We start from the raw sequence: 21,202 nt of genomic DNA, 5'->3' as shown, positions 1-21,202 counted from the left end.
TAAAAATATTATTTATAAAAATTGTATATGTACAGAATTGGCACGTCAATTGCATAAAAAGAAAGTGAGAGGGCTAGGAAAGGAGGAGTATATTGTGAGGCACTGCGACGTTTTAATTATAGGTGGTGGAATAATAGGGTGTTCTATCGCTTATTACACTTCAAAATACGGAAGAGACGTAACAATCATTGAAAAAGGGGAATTTGTCAGCGGGACGTCTTCACGGTGTGATGGGAATATTTTGGCCATTGATAAAGACCCGGGATTTGATAGTCAAATGTCTTTAGTAAGTCAAAAATTAGTAACTGATTTAAGTGAAGAATTAGAGCATTCATTTGAATATAGGGCACCAGGAAGTATTCTCGTATGTGAGTCAGACGAAGAGATGGAAGCTGCGCAGCAATGGGTAAATCGGCAAAAAGAAGCTGGATTACCGTTTCGAATGCTTGATAGGCAAGATATAAGGGAAGAGTCGCCTTTTTTTGCTGATGATTTATTAGGCGGTTTAGAATGTGCGACGGATTCAACTGTGAATCCATATCTCCTTGCTTTCTCGCTTCTGTCAGAGGCACAAAAGTTTGGGGCAAAAGCTTTTAAGCAGACGGAAGTAAAGAGTATGGAAATAGAGACGGATGGTTCATTTGTTGTAGAAACTACGAATGGAACTTTTACAGCACAACAAGTTGTAAATGCAGCCGGTGTGTGGGCTCCTAAGATTGGTCAGATGTTAAATATAAATATACCAATTGAACCGAGAAAAGGGCATATTATTGTAGCTTCAAGGCAACAACACGTAGGATGCCGTAAAGTAATGGAATTCGGTTATTTAATTTCTAAATTTGGCGGAAAACGAAAAGTGGATGCTTTAACTGAAAAATACGGGGTTGCGCTCGTATTTGAGCCTACTGAAAGTCAAAATTTCTTAATTGGTAGTAGTCGTGAATTTGTAGGATTTCATACGAGGATAAATAATGAAGTCATTAAATGTATCGCAAATAGAGCAATTCGTTTTTATCCGAAAATGGCAGATATGATGGTAATTCGTTCTTACGCTGGTTTACGTCCGTGGACAGAAGATCATTTACCGATTATTTCACGAGTGGAACATATTCCGAATTATTTCATTGCCGCTGGACATGAAGGTGATGGGATTAGTCTTGCAGCAGTTACTGGAAAAGTAATTGAAGAGTTATTAAATGAAAAAGAGACAATTATTCCTATTGAACCACTTCGTTTGAGTCGTTTTACAGAAAGGGTGTTAAACGGATGAGGTCACAAAGAGTCTTTACGACGATTGATACACACACAGGTGGGAATCCAACGAGGACATTAATTAGTGGACTTCCAAAGTTGATTGGAGAGACGATGGCAGAGAAGATGTTACATATGAAAAAGGAGTATGATTGGATTCGAAAATTGTTAATGAATGAACCGCGTGGTCATGATGTAATGTCAGGAGCATTATTAACAGACCCGTGTCATCCTGAGGCTGATATAGGTGTTATATACATAGAGACAGGTGGATATTTACCGATGTGTGGTCACGATACAATCGGTGTATGTACAGCGTTAGTTGAATCAGGTTTAATTCCGGTAGTTGAACCGATTACTTCTTTAAAACTAGATACACCGGCTGGCTTAGTTGAAGTAGATATTGCTGTTCAAGATGGAAAAGCAAAAGAAGTATCTTTCTGTAACATACCAGCTTTTTTATTGAAAAATATTACTGTACAAGTGAAAGACATTGGAACTATAGAGGCTGATATTGCGTATGGAGGGAATTTTTATGCCATTATTGATGCGAAATCAGTAGATCTAGAATTAGTACCAGAAAATGCATCTACAATCATCGATAAGGCGATTCATATAAGAAACACAATTAATGAGAAGTTTGAAATCACTCATCCAGAGTATTCGTTTATAAGAGGATTAACACATGTTGAATTTTATACAGATCCTACTCATGAATGTGCGCATGTGAAAAATACAGTTGTTGTACCACCAGGCGGAATAGATCGATCTCCATGCGGTACAGGAACATCTGCGAAGCTAGCTGTATTATACGCTCAGAAAGAAATCGAAATTGGTGAAGAGTTCATTCATGAGAGTATCGTTGGTTCTTTATTTAAAGGATATGTCATGAATACGACACATGTTGAAAATATTGAAGCTGTCATAACGAAAATTACGGGATCAGCTTGGCTTATGGGTATGCATAGATTTTTTTACAATGAAATGGATCCACTTAAAGAAGGATTTTTGCTAATTCCGCCGATGGAACATGAAACGGAGGATATAAAATGAACATTCAAAAAATGTATACAGCAGTAGACGTACATGTAAATGGCGAGGCATTTCGTGTAATGAAAGACGTACCATGCAAATACTACTACAGTTTGGAGCAATTAAATGAACAATTTTCAGGTGAATTAGCAGAAGAGATGAAGCTTTTATTAAATGAACCACGTGGTTTTATCGGTTTGAATGGGTGTATTGTCGTTCCATCTATCTATAACGAAGTGGATGCAGCTGTATTATTTTTTAATCATGAAGGTTCGGTTCCGCTTCATTATGGAGGCATTGTTGCAGTAATAACGATGTTACTCGAAAGTGGGTATTTAAAAAAGAGAGAGTCCAATCAATACAAAATTGAAACGTTATGTGGAATATTTTTAGTTCATGCGTATGTAGAGAATGATGAAGTTATATCGGTTTCGTTTGAAAGCAAACTATGCTATATGATTGAGAAAAATTTACAGGTTGGTAATGTAAGTTATTCTCTTATACAAGCAGATAAAGTATATGCAGTTGTAGAAAAAGGTGCGTATTCGCCAGAAATTCGCATGGAAAACATTTCTGAATTGAAAAGATGGGGAGAAGCTACACTGCAGGCTATACAAAAACAGTCGCTAATAAAAAGGCTTATTTTAGTAGATCCTTTGCAAAAAGAAAAGAACCATATAAAGTCGATTACATTTCATGAAGATAACTTTATCGTACGTTCGCCAGGTTTTGTTTCTACTATTGTTTCCTATGTTCATGCGTTATTTAAAAATGATTATATGGCGGATAAACCTTTTAAAAATGAAAGTATATTTAATAGTTTTATAACTGTGGAAAAAGTGAAGAAGGAGGAACTAGGATACATTTTCCGTTTTGAAAGTAGAGGATTTATTACAGGGATGCAGACGTTTCTATTAGACTCTACGGATCCATTTCCTGCAGGTTTCTTATTAAAATAAAATGTGATAAGGAGAGATAAATATGCAAAAAATTAAAGGGGCATTCCCAGTATTAATAACACCGATGGATGAATTTCAGGAAATTAATTGGGATGGGGTAAAGCAAAATGTAAATTACTTTATCGAACAAAACGTTGCAGGTATCATCATTAATGGAAGTACAGGAGAATTTGTAAGTTTATCAAAAGAAGAACGATTTAAAATGGTAGCAACCGTGTTGAAAGAAATTGATGGCCGTATTCCAGTTATTGTTGGAACTGCAGCAGAGACGACGAAAGAAACAATTGAATATACGAAACATGCAGAAGCGCACGGAGCGGATTGTGCATTAATTATAAACTCTTACTATTGTAAACCGAAGGAAGAGGAGATTTATTTTCATTTTAAAGAAATCTCAAACTCTGTAAATATACCAATTATGTTATACAATAATCCATTTACTTCTGGTGTTGATATGAGTACAGAGCTAATGCTCCGTATTGGAAAAGAGTGTGAAAATGTTACACATATTAAAGAATCTAGCGGAGATATTCGAAAAGCGAGAGATTTAGTAAGACAAAGTGAAGGGGCTTTCCAAGTCTTCTGTGGTTCTGAAGATTTAGTTATGGAATCATATTTAGTTGGTGCCTCGGGATGGGTTTCAGTAGCAGGAAATATCGTTCCCGGTCTCGTTACAAAAATGTATGAGCATTTTCAAAATGGTGAATTAGAAAAGGCGTGGGAAATAAACGATGCTATTTTACCACTTTGCGAGTTTCTTGAAGGATCAGGGAAATATGTTCAAATCGTTAAACGTTCTATGGAATTACATGGGCAAGCGGGAGGACCTTCTCGCTATCCAAGACTAGGGTTAACTGTAGAAGAAGATCAAAAGCTTCAAACGCTTTTATCAAATATTGCAGCTCATGCAGCTGTTTAAATAAGGAGGAGAACATAATGTTAAAGACAAATATTGAGCTGAAACCAAAAGTGGAAGCGTTTTTAAATGAAGAAATTAAAATGTTTATTAATGGCGAATTTGTTTCTGCTATTGGCGGAAAGACGTTTGAAACGTACAATCCAGCAACAGAAGAGGTTCTAGCAGTCGTATGTGAAGCGCAAGAAGAGGATATTGATGCTGCAGTAAAAGCGGCAAGATCTGCATTTGAATCTGGCCCGTGGGCAGAAATGGCTACTGCTGAAAGAGCGCATCTTATTTATAAATTAGCAGATTTAATTGAAGAACATAGAGAAGAATTAGCGCAACTAGAAGCTTTAGATAATGGAAAGCCATATCAAGTAGCACTTGATGATGATATTTCAGCGACTGTAGAAAATTATCGTTATTACGCAGGATGGGCTACAAAAATTATTGGGCAAACAATCCCGATTTCAAAAGATTACTTGAATTATACGAGACATGAACCTGTTGGTGTTGTAGGACAAATTATTCCGTGGAATTTTCCGCTTGTTATGTCTTCTTGGAAAATGGGAGCTGCACTGGCGACAGGTTGTACGATTGTATTAAAGCCAGCAGAGCAAACGCCTTTATCTTTACTATATACAGCGAAACTCTTTAAAGAGGCTGGATTTCCAAACGGCGTTGTAAACTTTGTATCAGGCTTTGGTCCTGAAGCAGGGGCTGCAATTGTAAATCATCATGACATTGATAAAGTTGCTTTTACAGGATCTACTGTTACAGGAAAGTATATTATGCGTCAATCTGCAGAAATGATTAAGCATGTAACGTTAGAGCTTGGCGGAAAATCACCAAATATCATTTTAGAAGATGCGGACTTGGAAGAAGCGATAAATGGTGCATTCCAAGGTATTATGTATAATCACGGTCAAAATTGTAGCGCAGGATCACGTGTATTTGTTCATCGTAAACATTATGAAACTGTAGTAGATGCACTTGTGAAAATGGCGAACAACGTAAAACTTGGAGCAGGTATGGAGAAAGGAACGGAAATGGGTCCACTCGTATCTAAGAAACAACAAGAGCGTGTGTTAAATTACATTGAGCAAGGGAAGAAAGAAGGTGCTACAGTTGCGGCTGGTGGCGAACGTGCGCTTGAAAAAGGTTATTTCGTTAAGCCAACTATATTCACAGATGTTACAGACAATATGACAATCGTTAAGGAAGAAATATTTGGACCAGTTGTTGTCGTACTTCCATTTGATTCGACAGAAGAAGTAATTGAACGAGCGAACAACTCATCCTATGGCCTTGCTGCGGGTGTATGGACGCAAAATATCAAAACGGGTCATCAAGTAGCAAATAAATTAAAAGCAGGAACAGTGTGGATTAATGATTATAACTTAGAAAATGCAGCTACACCATTTGGTGGATATAAACAATCTGGTATTGGCCGCGAATTAGGTTCATATGCGCTTGATAATTATACAGAAGTGAAAAGTGTTTGGGTAAATATAAAGTAATAGGGCGTTTTACTGATAAAAATTGAGGGATGAAATAATGAAAGATGCGGACAACTAGAAAGTTTGATAATAGTTGTCCGTTTTTTTTTATATACAAAATTACTTTTCCAAAGAATGATAAGGGGGATTTGGATGGAGAATTTAGTAGAATGGTTAGTAGGGCAAGTGTGGAGTATCGGTTTAGTTGTTTTTGCATTAGGGGCAGGCGTATATTTCACGATTGCAACACGCTTTTTGCAAATCCGTTATTTTAAAGAGATGATTAAACTATTATTTGAAGGAAAGAGTTCAGAGACGGGAATATCATCTTTTCAGGCATTTTGTTTAGCCTTATCAGGAAGAGTTGGAATTGGTAATATTGCAGGGGTAGCGACAGCAATTGCTTTCGGCGGTCCTGGAGCTGTATTTTGGATGTGGGCAATGGCTTTGTTAGGGGCAGCGAGCGCGTTTGTAGAATCAACATTATCTCAAGTATACAAAAGTAAAGTAGGGAATGAATATCGCGGCGGTACTCCATATTTCATTGAGAAAGGTTTGAAAATGAAGTGGTTTGCAGTCATTGTAGCAGTAGTTGTAACACTTTCATATGGCGTGTTATTACCAGGTATTCAATCTAGTAGTATCGCAGTTGGATTTGAAAACTCTAATGGTATTAGCAAATATATAACTGGTATATTTTTAGTCGTGTTACTAGCAGCAATTATTTTTGGTGGTGTAAAGAGAATTGCTGGCGTTTCTCAAATGCTTGTTCCATTTATGGCAATTGGTTATGTAATTGTTACATGTATCATATTAATTGCGAATGTAACGGAGATTCCAAGGATGTTTGCTTTAATTTTCTCTAGCGCATTTGGTGTAAATGAAATGTTTAGTGGAATTGTTGGTGCAGCTATTGCATGGGGCGTAAAACGCGCTGTATTTTCAAACGTTGCTGGTGTCGGAGAAGCGACGTATAGTTCGGCGGGTGCTGAAGTATCGCATCCCGCAAAACAAGGATTAGTTCAAGCGTTTTCCGTATATATCGATACAATTGTCGTATGTACAGCGACAGCTCTTATGATTTTAATAACAGGTATGTATAATGTTATACCTGAAGGGAAAACCGCCATTGTACAAAACATAGGAAATGTGGAAGCTGGTCCAATTTATACACAACAAGCAGTTGAAACTGTGATAACAGGGTTTGGTCCAATATTTATTTCAATTGCGATTTTCTTTTTTGCATTTACAACGTTACTCGCTTATTACTATATCGCTGAAACGACACTTACTTATTTAGATCGTCAACTGAAGTATGGCTGGTTAAAACCAGTTTTGAAATTTGGATTTTTAATTATGGTTTACATCGGTAGCGTTGAATCAGCGTCGCTTTTATGGAATCTTGGAGATTTAGGAATCGGTAGTATGGCATGGTTAAACTTAATCGCAATCTTACTTTTAAGTAAAACCGCATTAAAAGTGTTAAAAGATTATGAAACGCAGAAAAAAGAAGGGAAAGATCCAGTATTTAATCCTAAAAATGTGGGGATTGAAGGATTAACATTTTGGGAAGAAAGAAGTAAAGAGGTTGAAAGAAAAAGTTCTAGAGAAAAAGTTATTGTCGATGATAATTTAAAATTATAACTAAAATTAATTGAAAATTCTTAATTTAAAAGAGGGTATATTGCCTCCATTTCATCACATACTACAATAAGTATGGATAATATGACTGGAGGGAATAAGATGGAACATGAGCAACATAGTTCGATAAATGATATTCTACATCATTATAAAGAAGGTATAGGTAGTTTTACAAATCAAATTCCTGAAATCGCTGAGACATATAATGCGTTCACGCAAGCTTGTTTTCAAGAGGGTTCTTTAACAAAAAGAGAAAAACAACTTATTGCATTAGGAATTAGTTTAGCAACGCAAGATGAGTATTGTACAATTTATCATACAAAAGGTTGTCTTGATCAAGGATGTTCGGATAAAGAGATTCTAGAAGCATGTGGTGTTTCAGCAGCATTTGCTGGCGGAGCTGCGATGAGTCAAGCGGTAACTTTAGTGCAAGAGTGTTTAACAGAATTGAAAAATCAAAAGCATTGAATAAAAAAACGTTTTAAACTTTATGTTTAAAACGTTTTTTATGTGAAATTAAATTTGAGTATAAAAATTATCTAGGATGGGTTCAATTTATGGTTATACAATAATGGGAGAATTTAAAATTTAGTAGGAATGAGAAATAACAACTATTTATTTAATTTTAAGGTTTTGTAAAAAGCTTCAATTGCTTCATATAATCAATGGCTTTTGTTTTATTTTTCTGTTTAGAAACATAATGTGCCTCATTAAAATCTCTATAGTAACTGTTAACTACTTCTTCAGAAAGAGCACCGTCAGAGATAGCTCTTTTAACCGCGCAGTTTGGTTCGTTTGTATGTGAACAGTTAGAAAATTTACATCTCATAGAAATCTTTTTTATATCTTCATATCCAAATTCAAAATTCCCCTCAAGGTTTATCAAGTCAAATCCTATTTTACTAATAAGAAATCCCTCCATTTTTGAAAGAGTCTTTTAGAAACATACATACAAATTTTATCGTTTTCAATTTGTATTTACTTTAATATTCTATATCTTTATAAATAGATTTTTCTACATCAGGAAGAACTGTGTATATACTCTTACCGATTAAAGCTTCTAATTCTTTCTTAATCGCATAAAACCCTTTCCAATGTAAAGATGTATGAGATGTTGTACCATGACGCAAACCAACAGAAATTAATCTTCTTTCCAGCGTAGTAAAGCCATCCGCATCAGCAAGAGCGTCACAAAGAGTAATTACTTTATTGTATAAGTCGTAGTTACAATGTTCATTTAATATTTCAACTAACCGGCTTCTCATATGGTCAGGAACGAGACTCCATTCTGCTGCGATATCTATATGTTCATTTTTGCATGGGAATGAGTGTGTCACACAAATAACAGCGTTTCCTGTATACCCTAAATCATTCATATACATATAACCATCATAGGAATGAATGACCGATTTGGTAAAACCTTTGTATCTTCCGATATCATGCAAAAGGGCAGCGTTATATGCTATGTCAGCATCTAGCTTGTACCCTTTTTTTATAAGTTCTATAATTATGTTTTCAGTTGCATGAGCAACATGTAGTGAATGTTCAAACCAAGGGCCCGGGTTTTGTTCATATGCCCATTCGAGTAATTCTTTTGCGTACGTTCTATCTAATATATATTTCATATCGTTATCCTTTCACAAAAAATCATATCTTAACTATAAATTCCTCTTATTATTTCATTATTCCTTCTTTAAAAATTGTTACAATGAAACAAAAGGGGGAAAAGTAATGCGAAATTTAGTAATTGAAGAAATTAAGAAACTAGAAAATGATATAGAAGAACTTTCGAAACTTTTGAAAATGGTTGTAAATGATGGGGCATCAATTGGTTTTTTGCCTCCACTGGAACAAAAAGATGCAACAAAGTATTGGCAAACAGTATTAGCGCCAGAAGTGATATTGTATGTGGCTAAAATAAACAACGAAGTAGCAGGGAGTATTCAATTACAATTAGTTACTAAGCCTAACGGAATTCATAGAGCTGAGATTTGCAAATTAATGACTCATCCAAACTTTAGACGAAACGGTATTGGACGATCGCTTATGCAAAAAGCAGAGGAACGAGCAAAGCAAGAAAACAGGTCTCTTTTAGTATTAGATACTAGAGAAGGAGATCCTTCCAATAAATTGTACAAATCACTAGACTACCAAGAAGTTGGAACAATACCAGGGTATGCAATTTCTCCGAATGGAAAGTTAGATGCTACGGTTCTTTATTATAAAAACATTTAAGTTATAATCAAACGGGGAGAGTACTTAATTATTAGTAAGTGAATAATAAACGACTATTTTTAACACCGTCTATATTTTTCTGGCGGTGTTAAAATAGTTAATTATAATCTAATTAACGCACTAAATGAATTTGAGAAAGTTTTTAGAGGGTTCTTTTAGTAATGATTCTCGTCTTATAATAAATGTAGAGAAGATGACTAGCCAACTATAGTTATTTTCGCTTTATTATGGGAAGGGGATGAAAGAATGAAAAAGAATAGTTTACAAAAGATGAAGAAAGTTATTTTAAGTGGTGGCGTATTACTTACGGGATTATTAACATTTGGGTTTTCAGAAAAGGCTTCAGCTCATGGATATGTAGAATCACCAGCGAGCCGATCTTATTTATGTAAGCAAGGTGTAAATGTAAATTGTGGACCAATTCAATATGAACCACAAAGTGTAGAAGGGATAGGTGGATTTCCACAACTAGGACCTTCTGATGGACAAATTGCAGGGGCTGGTCATTTTCCCGCTTTAGATGTTCAAACTGTAGATAGGTGGAAGAAAGTTACGTTAAATGGCGGGACGAATACATTCAAGTGGAAACTAACGGCTCCTCATAGTACGAAAGAGTGGAAATATTATATTACGAAAAAAGGTTGGAATCCAAATAAACCTTTGACGCGATCAGATTTAGATTTAGTGCCATTCTATGTAAAAAATGACGGTGGAGCTAGACCAGGGACAACAGTAACGCACGAAGCGAATGTACCAACTGACCGTAGTGGATACCATCTTATTTTAGCTGTTTGGGAAATTGCAGACACTGGAAATGCGTTTTATCAAGTTATAGATGTAAACCTTTTGAATAATGGCTTATCCTCAAATTTTGCTTTTAACAATGTAGTGCAAGCTCCTACACTATTTTAATTGAAACATACATTTCGATCATCTAATTCATTTTAGATGATTTTTTTTATGAAAATGATGAAAAATATAGAAGAAAGTGCAATTATTTATAAAAAAATATGCTTTAAATATTGTCATATTTGCTTCTTTAAGATATCCTTTTCATGAAGAGGTGGAAAACATGGAAAAAGTACTAGTTTTCGGGCATAAAAACCCAGATACAGATGCAATTTGTTCTGCAATTGCTTATGCAGAATTGAAAAAAGAATTAGGAATGAATGCTGAGCCTGTACGTTTAGGCGAAATCAGCGGTGAAACTCAATTTGCGTTAGACTATTTTAAAGTAGAAGGACCGCGTTTTGTTGAGACAGTAGCAAGCGAAGTGGACAACGTTATTTTAGTTGACCATAACGAGCGTCAACAAAGTGCTAACGATATCGAATCAGTTCGTGTGTTAGAAGTTATTGACCATCACCGTATTGCTAACTTTGAAACAAGCGATCCTATATACTATCGTTGTGAGCCAGTTGGCTGTACAGCTACAATCTTAAACAAAATGTACAAAGAAAATGGCGTAACAATTCGTAAAGAAGTTGCAGGTTTAATGTTATCTGCAATCATTTCAGATTCTTTACTATTCAAATCTCCAACTTGCACAGAACAAGATGTAGCAGCTGCTCGTGAATTAGCGGAAATCGCTGGTGTAGATGCAGATAACTACGGCTTAGAAATGTTAAAAGCTGGTGCTGACTTAAGCGGAAAAACAATGGAGCAATTAATCTCTCTTGATGCTAAAGAATTCCAAATGGGTAATGCGAAAGTTGAAATCGCACAAGTAAACGCTGTTGATACAAACGACGTTCTTGTACACCAAGCGGAACTTGAAAAAGTAATTTCTGCAGTAGTAGAAGAAAAAGGTTTAGACCTATTCTTATTCGTTGTAACTGATATCTTAACTAACGATTCTGTCGGTCTTGCGATCGGTAAAGCAGCAAACGTTGTTGAGAAAGCATACAACGTATCACTAGAAAACAACACAGCTACTTTAAAAGGTGTTGTATCTCGTAAAAAACAAATCGTACCAGTATTAACAGAAGCATTCCAAGCTTAATCGTATTGCGTACAGATGAACAGTAAGGACAAGTAGTCAGATTGGCTACTTGTCCTTTTTTATTTATAATAAGCAGAAATTTTTAACTTTTAAACAGTCGCATTGTGTATGCTTAATGATATGGAAGTATTGAAAAGTAAATTACAGGGGCTTTTTGAAAAAATATTGCATCTGTTTCAAAATTAGAGAGCTGGATTTCGGAGGAACTGCGTTTAAACGCTGAAATACAGATGTTGCGTTTAACTTTTTAGAAGAAAGGATATAAAGTACTGCAAGGGTTATTTTAGATTGGATTAACGAATTAAAATAAGGATAGCTTTAGCTATCCTTATAATCGTTTATTCGTAAGATTTTTTCTTGTTTATATAAAATGTGATTATCGTAGTAATGAAGAAAATAGGTATCGCATACACTTGCCCAACAAATAACTTCCAGCCGACATAATTATAGCCTTCAGATGCTGGGATGATAACGGAAATAACGCAAACGATAAAATAGACTAATAGTGCAGGGATAATATTTTTCATTTTTATGAACCTCCTTTATTGTTTTATTAATACATACTTTTATTATAATTTAGTTTCGTTATTTTGAAGAAAAAATGAAAGATTTTTTATGGTATTATAATATTTGCAATGAGAGTAATCTATAGTACGTATATGGTAAAATGTGTAATTTTAACTTTCAGAATTATTATATAGTATTTCGAGAAAAAAATGTACAAAATAACGAATTTTATTTACCAAAGTAAAGGGAGTAGAAATATATATGAAAAGGCTATGTATAATTCCATGCGGAAAAAAGAAAATTTGGGATAAACATTCAGACTACGGACCGATGGAAGCAAAAGATGTATATATTAGTCCGTTCGGAAAAGCATGTCAGGCGTACGCAACTATGTTTTTCGAAAACTGGGTTATATTATCAGCGAAACATGGATTTTTAAGACCAAGTGATATTGTATTAGAAAACTATGATCTTGCATTTGATTCAAAAAGCGATGAGGTAATAAGTATAGAGCAATTACAAAAACAGATGGTAGATAAAAGTTTACTACAGTTTGACGAAATCGTCTTACTAGCAGGGAAGAAGCATAAAAAAGTAGTGACAAAGTTATATCCAGAAGAAATGATTACATATCCGCTAGAGGGGTGTAAAGGAATTGGGTATATGTTGCAGAGGTTGAAAGAAGCTGTGAAGGAAGGGGAGGAAATATAGGTGTAGTTTCAGTGATTTTAAACTCTATTTATTTAGGGAGCTGAAAAGTAAAATAGAGTTTTTAGGCATCGCCGAAAGGGTGATGCTTTTTTGTTCGTGTCGTCATTCATGTAAAAGTAATTTAGAGAATAAATCATTCGATTTATGAAGCGATAGCTTTTTTATATCGAAAACAAATTGCGTCACTTTTAGAAAATGTAGGACGTATGGGCACAGTTAAGATTGTAAGTGGGAATAGCAATAAGACAAGTTTTGAATAAGATATTAAGAAAGGAGATGTTGATGAATAATGGCTAGATATAGTTTGCACGGAGGACACAATAGTATTGTTCAAGGTGCTAATTTCGGGAATCGGAAAGAACACGTTCTAGATAGGCAAGTTAAAGATGCCGTGGCGGCTAAGTTAAGAGCCCTAGGACACACGGTTTATGACGATACGGACGAGGTAGGGGCAACTCAATCACAAAATTTAAATAATATCATTCGGAATAGCAATTCCCATGCTGTGGATTTAGTTATTTCTTTTCATCTTAATGCAAGTGATGGAAATGGACAGGGTGTTGAGGTTTTATATTATGATCAGAAAGATTTGGCGGCTAAAATCTCAGCTCAACTAGCAAAAGATATTGGATGGCGTGATCGAGGAGCGAAACAACGTACAGATTTAGCAGTATTAAATGGAACGAAGGCACCGGCTATTCTTATTGAATTAGGGTTTATTGATAATGAATCCGACATGGCAAAATGGAATGTTGATAAAATCGCTAATTCTATTGTATTTGCTCTTACAGGACAAACTGGAGGAGGTGCAGCGGATTTGCTCAAAGTAAAAACTGGTGGTGTAGCATTTAGTAATTTACAAGATTTGGCTCAAGCTATGGTTGATGCGGGTATTGATGGACAAATTGTCGTTCAAAAAGATGGCATTGGTTATGCTATAACGAATGGCTATCCGTCCGGGAATATCGATAAATTTACAGCTTGGTTAGATGCACGTAAATGGTACTATGAGTACGTGAGATAAAACGAAAATTGGTTTGATTAAAAACTAAAAATTGTCTTATTTTTAGTTAACAAGTATATTAAGTAACTATAAAAATATGGACAATTTATATGTAAATTAGTACACAAAACCACCTGTCAGAAAGGTGGTTTTATTTATCAAGCTATTTGCGGGAAGTAAAATTCTTACCTCAAAATTCGGATGAAGCTAAGAAATTAGGTGGGAATTACACTGCTCGTAGCCTCCTACTAATTATCGTTTCACTTTATATAGTTTAGAGTTTTGTAAATCTTTACTTATTAAACCCGTAATAATATTTTGTTTTCTCAATACATAAGCCGAATTTTAAATTATTACCCAATAATATAATACCTCTCATACTATTTATTAGTTGATAATAACAAAAAAACAAGCTTTGAATATAATAATGAAAAAGGAGATGTTAAATAATGGGTTATATTGTAGATATTTCGAAATGGAATGGCGACATTAACTGGGATATCGCAGCACCACAATTAGATTTCGTAATTGCACGTGTGCAAGATGGTTCAAACTATGTAGATCCTTTATATAAAAATTATGTACAAGCAATGAAAGCAAGGAATATTCCGTTTGGTAATTATGCGTTCTGTCGTTTCGTTTCAGTAGAGGATGCACGGATAGAAGCAAGAGACTTTTGGAACCGTGGTGATAAAAATGCAACAGTTTGGGTAGCTGACGTAGAAGTAAGAACAATGAACGATATGAGAGCGGGTGCACAAGCTTTTATTGATGAATTACGCAGATTAGGAGCTAAGAAAGTCGGTTTATATATTGCTCATCATATGTATGCTCCATTTGGAATGGAAAATGTCAATTGTGATTTTGTATGGATTCCTCGTTATGGTGGTAACAAACCGGCGTATCCATGTGATATTTGGCAATACACAGAGACAGGCAATGTGGCTGGTATCGGCAAGTGTGATTTAAATAAGCTGATTGGAAATAAGCCGTTAGCTTGGTTTACAAATCAAATTGTTGAGCCGATAAAAAAACAAGAAGGGGTTGGAATTATAGTGAATAAATATAGCAAAGTAGTTACTTATGAATTTGGTGTAAATTTAATTTCTGACATGATTCAAATGATGGATAAGCTTGGATATACTTCTAAAATAATATCTCGTGGAGATAACCAAGGGCTTGTGTATTTCGAAACAGATTATCGTCAAGGGAACGAACTGGACAAAGCAACTGCTTGGTTAGATATGAAAGGAATTAAATATTTTTATACAAAAGAGTAGTTTGCAAAAATAAGAGCCGTCATGTGACGGTTTTTATTTTTATTTAATCTTTTAACTCTACTTATAATATGGAGAAAATAGACTAATAAACAAGCCTTTGTATACTTTCAAACATAGAATATGATGAATTCTATCAAGGAGGAAGCATATTTATGAGAAATACTTGTCATTGTGGACATTTTCAAGATTGTAATAAATTTTGGGATGATTTAATGTTTGGGAGATGTAGATGTAAGCGCAATGATTTTCACGAGTGTTGTTGCAAAGAGAAACCGAAGTGTGAGTGTGAAAAATGTCATTGTAAAACAAAAGCGAAATGCCATTGTAGGCATGAAGAGGAAGGGTATTAATAATAAAAAAGAGTACGATGCGTACTCTTTTTTTGGGTGATTATATTCCATCTTGAACAGATTTCTTTACAATTACCCATGTGTCTTTCTTTTTAACCGTTATAGCTACATTAGTTCCATTAGATTCCTTATAAAAGATATATCCATTGTTTGAGTTTACATATGTAACTGGTTCACCTATGCAATCTCGCGAGCAGGATTTGTTGACTAGTTCAATTAAGGATAGTTCACTTGGATCGGTTTTACTGGCTTCTATAACAGCATCAAGGCTTGTTTTTCGATAACCTTGCAAGTTTATATGAAAAAGCTGCTCTATTTCTCCTGTAATGCTAGTGTTCATTACTTCTACTGAATTCTTTTTTTCTTGAAGAAAGCCGTTTTCATAAAGTAATTTTGTATAGCCAATCCATGCTATTAACACTAGCATGAAAAACATACCCGTCATTTTAAGTATTCGAAGTCGTTTGCTTATAATTGTTTCTGAGTATTTCATTCACTCTAATCCTCCAATGTTTTTAATTTAAAATATGCTTGGATACATACTTTTAGAAGAGGATGAAAGTTAATGAGTTTTTAATAAAAAAGAAAACATCCAGGGTTAGATGCTTTCTTTTTTTGGTATTTTTGGCTATCTGTTAGTTACTTGTTTCATAAGTGGTCTTATTTCTTTAACTGGTGGTTTCTTATCATAGGCATCAACGTAAGAAAAGTAATAGTTTAAGTTTCTTAGAAGACCTTTTCCTATTTTTGCACTTAAGAAAGGAAAGACTTGTCCGGTATAATCATCGAGAGATTTACAGTAATATTTTTCATCTAAATATATACTGTATTTACATGTTAGTTCTACTAAAGGATTCCCTTCATCATCAAATACTTCTTTAGAATCAATAATATCTATTAGTGCAAATTTTTCATTTAAGTAAACTTTCTTTTTTTTCTCGTGTTTATTTGTAAGTATAAAAACGAGACCAATCGCGTTAATCAAACTATTTCCTCCTATAAAAAACGGATATTAATAAAATATATCGATATAAGCTAAATGTAAAGAGGAGAGGTGAAATATCATGGAGAGAAAACTAAATAAGCCGATTGGTGAGAGCTGATAATCAGTGGGGGATGAACAAACCCCTCACTGATTAAAGTTTCACTTTATTGAAATACTTGCGGGAATTGTTTTACGATTGCGTTTGTTATCATGTCAGCCATTTCTAATGCTTCTTTTTCAATTTTATCGTAAAGTTTTACTCCTGCTTCATAATCTTTATTTAGGAAGGCAAGTGCTTCTGCTTTCGTTAGTGCTAAATGTTCATAAAACATTTTTCTAAATTCTTCTTTATCTATATATGGGTTGATTCTGTTAAGGAATTCAATAATTGCGTCACCATTAGCGTACCATTTTTTCTCTATAGCGGCCGCTGCATTTTGATTACCAGCTTTTGCGGCTTTAACAAGATCCGCTGCAATTACTAAGTGATCTTTAATTAATGCACTATATTTTTTCACTGCATCCTCACCGTAAAATGGTTCAAGTGATAGTCCCATATGTGTTGCGTTTTGTAGAAGTCGTCCAACAGTAACATTAACATCTGGTAAATTAAATACTATACTTATAATAGCCAATCTCGTCCAAGCGACGTGTTGTTCCCATAAAGAACGCATATACCCTTTTAAAAAATTCTCATTTTTACTAATTCGGTAGTTCCGTACGGATAAATCATAGTTTACATAAGGGTTATGGTAGGGGGAGTAATACGATTGCCAATAAGAATACATAAATAGTAACACTCCTTTGAACATGTATAACTCAAAGTATGATGAAGATTTATTTTTAGTTACGTGTCCTAGATTATTTTTAGGGAATTTGAAATGGAGAAATTCAATGAATGGTGTTGTGGTATATATGAATAAATTGAATATAAAGTAAAAGAGGGTCTGTAAGGGAAGTTGCAGACCCTCAAAAGGGTATTGCCGAGATGTCGGACTCGACTACGTAATGTTATCATAAAATTCTTTTAAAAAAACCTGGTAAATGTGTCCAAATGAAATTGGGACCTTCATACAGTCAAAGGGACCTGCTTCCCGCGGCAGGCCCCAATAACTAGATAATGTCGATGAGCAAAAAACTCATCTGGAGTACTTTTATAGTAACAAGTAAAATGTGTTTTGTGTATTGAGAAAGAAGAATTGCATAATTATATGTGAACAATTTAAATCCCAACAATTTATGATTATCATTAATTGTTGGGATCTAAATATGGTTATAAAATGGAGAAAAGACTTGGAAGTGAGATCGAGGTACACAGAAGTATGTAATCATGAAAAAGACCTGCTAATATAAGCAGGTCAACTTAAGGGGTTTATCCAACAGATTATTATATATGGTAACAACTGAATTGTAGTAAGTCTATACATTTAATATTGAGAAAAATTCTGTGAATGATATATTTTTTGCACATATATTAACGTCTAAAAAGTTGAGAAAGAAAATTAAAAAGCTTTTTATAAGAGAATAATGGCTGGTACTTATAGTATGATTCATATTTCCACGCATCATTATTAGAGAATTGGAGTTTTTGTGTTTTCGTTTTTGCCTTGATGGAACTCATATTACGATGTTTCATATAGTAACCTCCTGAATTTATATGTATACGATTAGTAGTATTCAAGAAAGGGAAATAAAATGAACATTTAAATTGAAACTCTTTCTTCTTGTGTACTGGATTTACGTTATAAATGTTGTAAAACATATAAAATAATGATGCTAATTCATATTAAATAAGTGAAGAAACATAGAATAATGAAAAAACAATAAGCATCTAATCATCCCTTTCAAGTCGCATAAGTGATTGATATAATAGAAGTAGATGAAAGATAAAGAAAAGCGGGTGACTCTTTTTTGTTTACTAAAGCACAAGAACTTTTAGCGTCCTACTTTGGTTATTCTTCGTTTCGAAGAGGACAAGATGAAACAATTAAAAATGTACTAGATGGGAAAGATACGGTTTGTATTATGCCAACGGGTGGCGGTAAGTCGATTTGTTATCAAATTCCGGCATTAGTATTTGAAGGAACGACGTTGGTTATATCGCCTCTAATATCACTTATGAAGGATCAAGTAGATACATTGGTACAGAATGGCATTTCAGCTACATATATTAATAGTTCTATATCTATTGCAGAAGCAAATCAGCGAATTCAATTAGCGAAACAAGGACATTACAAGTTACTTTATGTGGCGCCTGAGCGTCTTGATTCGATGGAGTTTGTTGATCAACTTATTGATATGAAAATCCCTATGATTGCGATTGATGAAGCACACTGTATTTCACAGTGGGGACATGATTTCCGTCCAAGTTATTTACATATACATCGCATATTAGATTATCTTCCAGAAAAGCCGCTCGTATTAGCATTAACAGCAACAGCAACACCGCAAGTACGTGATGATATTTGTAACACACTTGAAATTAATCAAGAAAATACAATTATGACAACGTTTGAGCGTGAGAACTTATCGTTTTCTGTCATTAAAGGGCAAGATCGAAATGCATATTTGGCGGATTATATTCGTCAAAATCAAAAGGAATCCGGGATTATATATGCAGCTACTAGAAAAGTAGTCGATCAGTTATATGAAGATTTGATGAAGGCAGGTGTTTCTGTATCAAAATATCATGCTGGTATGAGTGATAGTGATCGAAATGAGCAACAAGAACTCTTTTTACGAGATGAAGTAAGTGTAATGGTAGCAACATCTGCATTCGGGATGGGTATTGATAAATCGAATATTCGTTACGTAATTCATTATCAGCTTCCAAAAAATATGGAAAGTTACTATCAAGAAGCAGGACGTGCTGGTCGTGACGGATTAGATAGTACATGTATATTGTTATATTCTTCTCAAGATGTACAAGTACAGCGTTTTTTAATTGATCAATCAACTGGAGAATCACGTTTTTCAAATGAACTTGAAAAATTGCAAAATATGACCGATTACTGTCATACAGAACAATGTTTACAATCATTCATTTTGCAATACTTTGGAGAAGAACCGAAAGAAGATTGTGGACGCTGTGGTAATTGTACAGACAATCGCGAGAGCATCGATGTGACAAGAGAATCACAAATGGTTTTATCATGCATGATTAGAACGAACCAACGCTTTGGAAAGCAAATGATAGCGCAAGTATTAACTGGGTCGAAGAATAAGAAAGTTATTGAATTTAATTTTCATACTTTACCAACGTATGGGCTTTTATCGAACCGTAGTGTAAAAGAGGTCAGTGAGTTTATTGAGTTTTTAATTTCAGACGAGTTAATTGCAGTTGAACATGGCACTTATCCGACGTTAAAAGTAACTGAAAAAGGGAAAGAAGTATTACTTGGTAAAGAGAATGTTTTACGAAAAGAACGAGTAGAGACAAGACAAATTGTTCAAGACCATCCTTTATTTGAAGTGCTTCGTGAAGTACGTAAAGAAATTGCACAAGGAGAAGGTGTACCTCCGTTCGTTATTTTCTCTGACCAAACATTAAAAGATATGTGTGTGAAAATGCCGCAAAGTGATTCCGAATTGTTGACGGTAAAAGGTATCGGAGAACACAAACTTGTGAAATATGGCTCGCACTTCTTACAAGCAGTTCAGCATTTTATTAAGGAAAATCCAAATTATGCTGAAACGATTAAGACAGAAGTAGTTTCAGAGCGTAAAAAGTCAGGAAAAGCGTCCGCAAATTCTCATTTAGAAACGTATGAAATGTATAAACAAGGTATTGATTTGAATGAGATTGCAAAAGAACGTAACTTATCAAGACAAACAATCGAAAACCATTTAATTCGCTGCTATGAGGATGGAATGGAAGTAGATTGGCAAAGCTTTGTTCCAGCAGAGTATGAATCTCTTATTGAAACTGCCGTTCAAAATGCAGATGGTGGTCTGAAATCTATTAAAGAACAGCTTCCGAATGAAGTGAGTTACTTTATGATTCGTGCTTATTTACAAATAAGAAAGTAGAGGCATATAAAGGGGATAAGAATTTATGTATCATGTTTTCGTTTATGGAACGTTAAGAAGAGGACAAATGAATGCTCATTATATGCTAGGTGCAACATGCATCGCAGACAGAGCTTGGACATATGGAAAATTATTTGATACGAACGAAGGATATCCGGCCATGACTTATTCGATTGAAGAACAGGTGTATGGAGAAATTTATGTAGTAAATGATGAGATATTGTGTAAGTTAGATGAACTAGAAGAATATACAGGTAATGCGGAGACTGATTTATATGATCGAATCACGCAAACAGTATATGTTGCTGATAGGGAAATTGAGGCATATGTGTATATCGCTCAGAATAAAAAGATGTTAAAGAAAGTGATAGACTCTGGTGACTGGCTTATGTATCAAAAAATATAATAAGGTAGTTTTAAAAATTGGAAAGCAGATAATGACGAATTCATTATCTGCTTTTTATTGTGTGAATAATTGGCGTTCTCTTTTTATTCTTATAGTTCTTAGTACGATTCCAATTCCGAGAAATAAAACAGTAGCAGCGACCCCGCTAGTAGGATTTAACCAAAAATCACTACTGTTTGTAAGAGTAATAATCCCTGTTATTGTAACTAAAACAGTAGGAACAGCAGCCTCGATTGCATGCATGATAACACATGGCCAGACGGATTTTGTAAGTCTATATATTTCAACATACATAATTGACCATCAAACCATAAGGATACAGCCAGATAAAAGCATATTTAATCTTGAGGTGGATTCAAAATATTAAAAATATTCATTCGAAGAGCCTCCTTTACTTTTATTTATCCTACT

Annotated in this window: 23 protein-coding genes and 1 pseudogene; 16 read left to right on the top strand and 8 right to left on the bottom strand. The window is 34.5% G+C overall.

The window, feature by feature from the left end; all coding sequences use genetic code 11:
- The first annotated feature begins 94 nt into the window (after positions 1-94).
- The 7 genes from DN407_RS13805 to DN407_RS13775 all read left to right on the top strand — a co-directional run bounded on the left by DN407_RS13805 (position 95) and on the right by DN407_RS13775 (position 7,751).
- Positions 95-1,270, top strand: coding sequence for an NAD(P)/FAD-dependent oxidoreductase (locus DN407_RS13805; RefSeq protein ID WP_016118066.1), 1,176 nt, complete (start codon positions 95-97; stop codon positions 1,268-1,270).
- Positions 1,267-2,304, top strand: coding sequence for a proline racemase family protein (locus DN407_RS13800; RefSeq protein WP_001257540.1), 1,038 nt, complete (start codon positions 1,267-1,269; stop codon positions 2,302-2,304). Before DN407_RS13805 ends, DN407_RS13800 begins: the two co-directional genes overlap by 4 nt.
- The gene (locus tag DN407_RS13795; protein ID WP_149216377.1) at positions 2,301-3,242 is read left to right on the top strand and encodes a proline racemase family protein; all 942 of its coding nucleotides are present in this window, start codon (positions 2,301-2,303) and stop codon (positions 3,240-3,242) included. The genes DN407_RS13800 and DN407_RS13795 overlap by 4 nt, the downstream gene beginning before the upstream one ends.
- 22 nt (positions 3,243-3,264) lie before the next feature.
- The gene (gene dapA, locus DN407_RS13790; protein ID WP_149216376.1) at positions 3,265-4,161 is read left to right on the top strand and encodes a 4-hydroxy-tetrahydrodipicolinate synthase; all 897 of its coding nucleotides are present in this window, start codon (positions 3,265-3,267) and stop codon (positions 4,159-4,161) included.
- A gap of 17 nt (positions 4,162-4,178) precedes the next feature.
- Entirely contained in the window at positions 4,179-5,663 is a 1,485-nt protein-coding gene (locus DN407_RS13785) for an aldehyde dehydrogenase family protein (protein ID WP_000920983.1), read from the top strand.
- Between the two features lie 132 nt (positions 5,664-5,795).
- The gene (locus DN407_RS13780) at positions 5,796-7,286 is read left to right on the top strand and encodes an alanine/glycine:cation symporter family protein (protein ID WP_149216375.1); all 1,491 of its coding nucleotides are present in this window, start codon (positions 5,796-5,798) and stop codon (positions 7,284-7,286) included.
- 72 nt (positions 7,287-7,358) lie between these two features.
- Positions 7,359-7,751 (top strand): carboxymuconolactone decarboxylase family protein, encoded by a 393-nt coding sequence (locus DN407_RS13775; RefSeq protein WP_002005224.1) that lies wholly within the window; start codon positions 7,359-7,361, stop codon positions 7,749-7,751.
- 157 nt (positions 7,752-7,908) lie between these two features.
- Here the strand turns inward: DN407_RS13775 and DN407_RS13770 are convergent, their stop codons facing one another.
- Both DN407_RS13770 and DN407_RS13765 read right to left on the bottom strand, forming a co-directional pair.
- Positions 7,909-8,205, bottom strand: a complete 297-nt coding sequence (locus DN407_RS13770) for a P-loop NTPase family protein (protein ID WP_000398281.1) — start codon at positions 8,203-8,205, stop codon at positions 7,909-7,911.
- 61 nt (positions 8,206-8,266) lie between these two features.
- Complete coding sequence (locus DN407_RS13765; protein ID WP_098022658.1) at positions 8,267-8,908, bottom strand: HD domain-containing protein; 642 nt, start codon at positions 8,906-8,908, stop codon at positions 8,267-8,269.
- A gap of 106 nt (positions 8,909-9,014) precedes the next feature.
- Here DN407_RS13765 and DN407_RS13760 point away from each other — a divergent pair, with 106 nt between their 5' ends.
- From DN407_RS13760 to ppaC, 3 genes are all read left to right on the top strand, one after another.
- Entirely contained in the window at positions 9,015-9,518 is a 504-nt protein-coding gene (locus DN407_RS13760; protein ID WP_001245250.1) for a GNAT family N-acetyltransferase, read from the top strand.
- 246 nt (positions 9,519-9,764) lie between these two features.
- Positions 9,765-10,430: a lytic polysaccharide monooxygenase gene (locus tag DN407_RS13755; RefSeq protein WP_000742279.1), complete on the top strand. Its 666-nt coding sequence runs from the start codon at positions 9,765-9,767 to the stop codon at positions 10,428-10,430.
- 160 nt (positions 10,431-10,590) lie between these two features.
- Complete coding sequence (gene ppaC, locus DN407_RS13750) at positions 10,591-11,520, top strand: manganese-dependent inorganic pyrophosphatase (protein WP_000416865.1); 930 nt, start codon at positions 10,591-10,593, stop codon at positions 11,518-11,520.
- A 338-nt stretch (positions 11,521-11,858) separates the two neighbouring features.
- Here ppaC and DN407_RS13745 read toward each other — a convergent pair whose 3' ends face one another.
- Positions 11,859-12,047, bottom strand: a complete 189-nt coding sequence (locus tag DN407_RS13745) for a DUF4017 family protein (RefSeq protein WP_000789486.1) — start codon at positions 12,045-12,047, stop codon at positions 11,859-11,861.
- A gap of 241 nt (positions 12,048-12,288) precedes the next feature.
- Here DN407_RS13745 and DN407_RS13740 point away from each other — a divergent pair, with 241 nt between their 5' ends.
- From DN407_RS13740 to DN407_RS31650, 4 genes are all read left to right on the top strand, one after another.
- Positions 12,289-12,738, top strand: coding sequence for a DUF6884 domain-containing protein (locus DN407_RS13740; protein ID WP_000824872.1), 450 nt, complete (start codon positions 12,289-12,291; stop codon positions 12,736-12,738).
- A gap of 289 nt (positions 12,739-13,027) precedes the next feature.
- Positions 13,028-13,762 carry an N-acetylmuramoyl-L-alanine amidase gene (locus DN407_RS13735; RefSeq protein ID WP_000135278.1) on the top strand — a complete coding sequence of 245 codons (735 nt, stop codon included), beginning with the start codon at positions 13,028-13,030 and terminating at the stop codon, positions 13,760-13,762.
- Between the two features lie 428 nt (positions 13,763-14,190).
- Entirely contained in the window at positions 14,191-15,021 is an 831-nt protein-coding gene (locus tag DN407_RS13730) for a GH25 family lysozyme (protein ID WP_000540614.1), read from the top strand.
- 216 nt (positions 15,022-15,237) lie between these two features.
- Positions 15,238-15,411 carry a hypothetical protein gene (locus DN407_RS31650; protein WP_000503011.1) on the top strand — a complete coding sequence of 58 codons (174 nt, stop codon included), beginning with the start codon at positions 15,238-15,240 and terminating at the stop codon, positions 15,409-15,411.
- Here the strand turns inward: DN407_RS31650 and DN407_RS13725 are convergent, their stop codons facing one another.
- The 4 genes from DN407_RS13725 to DN407_RS31645 form a co-directional block, all read right to left on the bottom strand.
- Positions 15,412-15,864, bottom strand: coding sequence for a hypothetical protein (locus tag DN407_RS13725; protein ID WP_000877572.1), 453 nt, complete (start codon positions 15,862-15,864; stop codon positions 15,412-15,414).
- A 135-nt stretch (positions 15,865-15,999) separates the two neighbouring features.
- Complete coding sequence (locus DN407_RS13720) at positions 16,000-16,356, bottom strand: hypothetical protein (RefSeq protein ID WP_000606231.1); 357 nt, start codon at positions 16,354-16,356, stop codon at positions 16,000-16,002.
- Positions 16,357-16,520: 164 nt separating this feature from the next.
- On the bottom strand, positions 16,521-17,144 hold the full coding sequence (locus tag DN407_RS13715) for a hypothetical protein (protein WP_000287725.1): 624 nt from the start codon (positions 17,142-17,144) through the stop codon (positions 16,521-16,523).
- Between the two features lie 686 nt (positions 17,145-17,830).
- Positions 17,831-17,992 carry a hypothetical protein gene (locus DN407_RS31645; protein WP_000682739.1) on the bottom strand — a complete coding sequence of 54 codons (162 nt, stop codon included), beginning with the start codon at positions 17,990-17,992 and terminating at the stop codon, positions 17,831-17,833.
- A gap of 275 nt (positions 17,993-18,267) precedes the next feature.
- On the opposite strand from DN407_RS31645, the gene recQ reads away from it, so the two are divergent.
- Both recQ and DN407_RS13705 read left to right on the top strand, forming a co-directional pair.
- Positions 18,268-20,385: a DNA helicase RecQ gene (recQ, locus tag DN407_RS13710; protein WP_098279477.1), complete on the top strand. Its 2,118-nt coding sequence runs from the start codon at positions 18,268-18,270 to the stop codon at positions 20,383-20,385.
- 25 nt (positions 20,386-20,410) lie between these two features.
- Complete coding sequence (locus DN407_RS13705; RefSeq protein WP_098279476.1) at positions 20,411-20,791, top strand: gamma-glutamylcyclotransferase family protein; 381 nt, start codon at positions 20,411-20,413, stop codon at positions 20,789-20,791.
- 54 nt (positions 20,792-20,845) lie between these two features.
- Here the strand turns inward: DN407_RS13705 and DN407_RS13700 are convergent.
- Positions 20,846-21,154 (bottom strand): annotated as a pseudogene (locus DN407_RS13700) (CPBP family intramembrane glutamate endopeptidase); the annotation flags it as partial.
- Between the last annotated feature and the right edge of the window lie 48 nt (positions 21,155-21,202).

Origin of the sequence: Bacillus sp. JAS24-2 (assembly GCF_008274905.1) — a bacterium.
Classification (GTDB): domain Bacteria; phylum Bacillota; class Bacilli; order Bacillales; family Bacillaceae_G; genus Bacillus_A; species Bacillus_A cereus.
This window is presented reverse-complemented; position numbering and strand designations above follow the sequence as displayed.

Coding starts and splice junctions, on each gene's coding strand:
- dapA (WP_149216376.1), top strand. CDS start 3,265: ATGCAAAAAATTAAAGGGGCATTCCCAGTATTAATAACACCGATGGAT.
- DN407_RS13730 (WP_000540614.1), top strand. CDS start 14,191: ATGGGTTATATTGTAGATATTTCGAAATGGAATGGCGACATTAACTGG.
- ppaC (WP_000416865.1), top strand. CDS start 10,591: ATGGAAAAAGTACTAGTTTTCGGGCATAAAAACCCAGATACAGATGCA.
- DN407_RS31645 (WP_000682739.1), bottom strand. CDS start 17,992: ATGAAACATCGTAATATGAGTTCCATCAAGGCAAAAACGAAAACACAA.
- DN407_RS13785 (WP_000920983.1), top strand. CDS start 4,179: ATGTTAAAGACAAATATTGAGCTGAAACCAAAAGTGGAAGCGTTTTTA.
- DN407_RS13770 (WP_000398281.1), bottom strand. CDS start 8,205: ATGGAGGGATTTCTTATTAGTAAAATAGGATTTGACTTGATAAACCTT.
- DN407_RS13740 (WP_000824872.1), top strand. CDS start 12,289: ATGAAAAGGCTATGTATAATTCCATGCGGAAAAAAGAAAATTTGGGAT.
- DN407_RS13780 (WP_149216375.1), top strand. CDS start 5,796: ATGGAGAATTTAGTAGAATGGTTAGTAGGGCAAGTGTGGAGTATCGGT.
- DN407_RS13755 (WP_000742279.1), top strand. CDS start 9,765: ATGAAAAAGAATAGTTTACAAAAGATGAAGAAAGTTATTTTAAGTGGT.
- DN407_RS13795 (WP_149216377.1), top strand. CDS start 2,301: ATGAACATTCAAAAAATGTATACAGCAGTAGACGTACATGTAAATGGC.
- DN407_RS13715 (WP_000287725.1), bottom strand. CDS start 17,144: ATGTATTCTTATTGGCAATCGTATTACTCCCCCTACCATAACCCTTAT.
- DN407_RS13775 (WP_002005224.1), top strand. CDS start 7,359: ATGGATAATATGACTGGAGGGAATAAGATGGAACATGAGCAACATAGT.
- DN407_RS13705 (WP_098279476.1), top strand. CDS start 20,411: ATGTATCATGTTTTCGTTTATGGAACGTTAAGAAGAGGACAAATGAAT.
- DN407_RS13745 (WP_000789486.1), bottom strand. CDS start 12,047: ATGAAAAATATTATCCCTGCACTATTAGTCTATTTTATCGTTTGCGTT.
- DN407_RS13760 (WP_001245250.1), top strand. CDS start 9,015: ATGCGAAATTTAGTAATTGAAGAAATTAAGAAACTAGAAAATGATATA.
- DN407_RS13800 (WP_001257540.1), top strand. CDS start 1,267: ATGAGGTCACAAAGAGTCTTTACGACGATTGATACACACACAGGTGGG.
- DN407_RS13725 (WP_000877572.1), bottom strand. CDS start 15,864: ATGAAATACTCAGAAACAATTATAAGCAAACGACTTCGAATACTTAAA.
- DN407_RS13765 (WP_098022658.1), bottom strand. CDS start 8,908: ATGAAATATATATTAGATAGAACGTACGCAAAAGAATTACTCGAATGG.
- DN407_RS13735 (WP_000135278.1), top strand. CDS start 13,028: ATGGCTAGATATAGTTTGCACGGAGGACACAATAGTATTGTTCAAGGT.